Source organism: Legionella septentrionalis (assembly GCF_003989745.1).
GTDB classification, from domain to species: domain Bacteria; phylum Pseudomonadota; class Gammaproteobacteria; order Legionellales; family Legionellaceae; genus Legionella_A; species Legionella_A septentrionalis.
The window spans coordinates 1-3,360 of record NZ_RZGS01000068.1; the positions used below are offsets into that span (position 1 = coordinate 1).

The following is a 3,360-nucleotide window of genomic DNA, read 5'->3' on the forward strand; positions in this document are numbered from 1 at the left end:
AAGAATATAACGAGGAACGACCGCATCAAGCTTTAAACAGCATGACGCCTGTTCAATACCGATTAAACAGAAACCCGGAAACCTCTAGTTTAGCTTGGCACTAAAAAAGGAGGGTTTACAAGTTAATAAAACGAGGGTTTTCTTTACCATAGCTTTTGCGCTTTTCTATCAATAGGAGATCAGTACTAAATTAGTTAATAAATGTGGTTAAATTATCTATGTTAAGTTAATATTGGTTTTTACAAGATAATTAACCATTAAGGGCGAAAATGTTAATTGGGTATGCCAGAGTTTCTACAGATGATCAAAATTTAAACCTACAACACGATGAACTCAAAAATATAGGGTGTGAAAAATTTTTTGAGGATAAAATAACTGGAAGTAAGATTGACCGCCCTGGTCTTGTTGCTGCAATCGAATTTGCACGCAAAGGAGATGTAATTGTTGTTTGGCGACTAGACCGACTTAGTCGATCTCTAAAAGACTTGATCCAAGTTGTAAGCGATCTCGAATTAAGGGGGATTGGACTTAAAAGCATTCATGAATCCATCGACACAACTTCCAGCTCTGGAAAACTAATCTTTCACATATTTGGCGCCTTAGCTGAGTTCGAAAGAAACCTCATTCGTGAGCGAACCCATGCTGGATTAAAGGCAGCCCGGGCGAGAGGGAAAATGGGTGGGCGTCCTAAAAAGCTTAGCCACGAAAAAGCAAAGCTTGCTCAAGACCTGTATAATGAAAAAACAAGGACGGTAAAACAAATTTGTGAATTGGTTGGTGTATCAAAACCTACTCTTTACAAATACCTGTCAAATTTTTAGGAAGAAAATATGGCTTTCAAAAAACTATCACCAAAAACAATTATCCCAGATAGTCCTGATATTCTATTCAGAGAATTACCTCGAAGAAAATTTCCGGATGTTTTACCTCATCAAAAAGAGATGATGCTTACCTATACAAAAGAATTTACTGAAAATAGTGATGTTGCGCTACAACTCCCCACAGGAAGTGGGAAAACTCTAGTTGGTTTATTAATTGGTGAATGGCGACGTAGAAAATTTAAAGAAAAAATTGTTTATTTATGCCCTACCAAACAGCTGGTACACCAAGCTGTCGCTCAAGCAGAAACCAAATATGGCTTATCAGTCATTGGTTTTACAGGACCAAAGAAAAATTATACAGCTGCAAATAAAGCAAAATATAAACAAGCCGATGCTATAGCAATAACGACTTATTCAAGTTTATTTAATTCCAATCCATATTTTAATGACGCGGATGTAATTATCATCGATGATGCCCATGCTTCAGAAAATTATGTGTCAGAAATGTGGACTTTGACTATTAATCAATTTGAACAATCACACAAACAACTATATGATTTATTGCTTCCAATACTCGGTCGACACCTTGACCCTTTGAGTTTTTCAAAAATCTCGGGTGGTATAAAAACACCATATGATCTAGCATTTGTAGAGAAGTTACCAACACCTGAGCTAATCAAAGTTTATAAAGAAATAACAGAGGTGCTCGATCTACACGCTACAGATATTGATTTAAAATATCCTTGGTCAGTCATTAGGGATCAACTTATTTCATGTCATATATATTTAACTTTTTCTGAAATAGTAATTCGTCCAATGATCGTGCCTACATGGACACTAGCTGCTTTTAATAATGCTAAACAGCGAATATATATGTCAGCCACCTTAGGAGAGGGAGGCGACCTAGAAAGATTAATGGGTAAAAAGAGTATAGCTCGTTTATCTATCCCTTCTGGGTGGGATATGCAAGGAGTTGGTAGACGATTTTTTATGTTTCCAAGCTTATCATTGGAACCAGAACAACAAGTACACTTACGACGAGAACTACTCAAAAAATCACCACGTAGCTTGATACTGGTTCCTAGCCAAGAAATAGAAAATGAACTTTCACAAGATATTGTAGATTTTACAGGATTGACAGTATTTTCAGCTAAAGATATTGAAGAATCAAAGAATGAATTTATAAATTCTAATGGTGCTGTAGCAGTTGTAGCAAATAGATATGACGGAATAGACTTCCCCGGAGATGAATGTCGACTACTCTTTATTGAGGGAATGCCAAAAGGTATCAATGCCCAAGAACGTTTTTTTATGAATAGATTAGGTGCTCATATTCTGTTTAATGAACGTATTCAAACTAGAGTCTTGCAAGCAATAGGCCGGTGCACTAGATCCTTAGAAGATTATTCAGCCGTAGTAATTTCAGGGGAAGAATTAACTGACTATTTATCAAATATAACAAAGCGATCACCTTTCCATCCTGAATTACAAGCAGAGATCTGGTTTGGATTTGAACAGTCCAAAGATGCTAAACAATCAACATACTTGGAAAATTTCAATATTTTTATTAAAAATGACGACGAATGGGAAGCAGTTAATCAAGATATTGTTGAACATAGAAATACATTATCTCAAGCATCATTTCCAGCAATAAACCAATTATCAAAGTCCGTACAATATGAAATTGAATATCAACAAGCCATGTGGAATAAGGATTATTTAGAAGCTCTTTCAAAAGCCGAATCGGTGCTTAGTTGCCTAGATGATCCTACTCTCCGTGGATATCGTGCACTTTGGGAATATTTGGCTGGCTCTGCTGCTTCATTAGCAGTTTCAATAGGCCGCCAAGAGCTGCAAATTAAAGAGGCAGATCATTTTAAACGAGCTAAAAATGCAGTTAATACTACTGTTCCGTGGTTGGTTAGGCTTTCTGACAATGGTTTCAATTCAACACAAGATCATGAAAATAACAAAGATCAAGACGAATTAGTAATCCAACAAGTAGAGAACCTAGAGAACTATATAAATAGTTTAGGAACTAGCCATGACAGAAAATTTTCTCAAAATGAAAAATTTATTTTAGATGGTATAACCACTAGCACAGATTTTGAATTAGCTCACAAACTGCTAGGTGAACATTTAGGATTCAGTGCTGGAAAAATTGAATCGGAGGGTTCTCCTGATCCATGGTGGCAAATAGGCTACATATGTTTGGTTTTTGAGGATCACGCAAACGCAAACCCTACATCTAGACTTGATACAACAAAAGCTCGCCAAGTCGCCAGTCACCCCAAATGGATGAGATCAAATGTAGATTCTTGCAAACAAAGTGAAGTTCAAATTATACCTATATTGGTAACCCCTGTATCAAAGGCATTAGATGGGGCAAAACCACAACTAAAAGACGTATACTTATGGTGTAAACCCTCCTTTTTTAGTGCCAAGCTAAACTAGAGGTTTCCGGGTTTCTGTTTAATCGGTATTGAACAGGCGTCATGCTGTTTAAAGCTTGATGCGGTCGTTCCTCGTTATATTCTTT

General features: G+C 36.6%; 2 protein-coding genes. Both read left to right on the top strand.

The window, feature by feature from the left end; translation table 11 throughout:
- The first annotated feature begins 269 nt into the window (after positions 1–269).
- Positions 270–821: a recombinase family protein gene (locus tag ELY11_RS12165; RefSeq protein ID WP_127033867.1), complete on the top strand. Its 552-nt coding sequence runs from the start codon at positions 270–272 to the stop codon at positions 819–821.
- Between the two features lie 9 nt (positions 822–830).
- Positions 831–3,275, top strand: coding sequence for a DEAD/DEAH box helicase (locus ELY11_RS12170; RefSeq protein ID WP_127033870.1), 2,445 nt, complete (start codon positions 831–833; stop codon positions 3,273–3,275).
- The last annotated feature ends 85 nt before the right edge of the window (positions 3,276–3,360 follow it).

Coding starts and splice junctions, on each gene's coding strand:
- ELY11_RS12170 (WP_127033870.1), top strand. CDS start 831: ATGGCTTTCAAAAAACTATCACCAAAAACAATTATCCCAGATAGTCCT.
- ELY11_RS12165 (WP_127033867.1), top strand. CDS start 270: ATGTTAATTGGGTATGCCAGAGTTTCTACAGATGATCAAAATTTAAAC.